Here is a 628-nt window from a genome sequence, read left to right on the forward strand (position 1 = left end):
CACCCGTCCGCCGCTCGACGCCCAACAAATCCTCCGAAGAATCAATGTTGTCGTTTCCGCTCGACTTGCATGTGTTAGGCCTGCCGCCAGCGTTCAATCTGAGCCATGATCAAACTCTTCAATTTAAGATTTTGTGACTCAACGAATACTGACTTCAAAACTACTATGTAATTTTAAAGCTATTACCATTCCAACAGAATGGTAATGAATTGACTGTGCCAAATAACCCCTCTCTATAAAGAAAGTAATTATTCGTATTGGTCACTCAGTTCATTGAAATCAATTTTGATTCCGAAGAATCTGTTTTATCTAACGATAAAACGTTTTGATATTCATCAACGAGTGCCCACACAGATTGATAGGTTTAAATTGTTAAAGAGCTTTGCTTTCAGTGCCTTAGCACTTAAGCAGGACGCGTATAATACGCTTTCCACTTTGAAAGTCAACATAAAACACTAAGAAAACTTAGAACTCTATGGTGACTTGTCTACTAAATAGACAAAGTCGAAATTAAAGCCTGGCGATGTCCTACTCTCACATGGGGAAGCCCCACACTACCATCGGCGCTATTGTGTTTCACTTCTGAGTTCGGCATGGAATCAGGTGGGTCCACAATGCTATGGTCGCC

At 41.1% G+C, this 628-nt stretch carries 2 rRNA genes; both read right to left on the bottom strand.

Features of this window, described 5'->3' with window-relative positions:
- A 16S ribosomal RNA gene (locus L8S15_RS21725) occupies positions 1–125 on the bottom strand; the annotation flags it as partial.
- Positions 126–515: 390 nt separating this feature from the next.
- Positions 516–628 (bottom strand): 5S ribosomal RNA (gene rrf, locus L8S15_RS21730); the annotation flags it as partial.

The organism is Vibrio sp. S/42/10, from assembly GCF_029890535.1.
In the GTDB taxonomy this organism is placed as follows: Bacteria; Pseudomonadota; Gammaproteobacteria; order Enterobacterales; family Vibrionaceae; genus Vibrio; species Vibrio cyclitrophicus.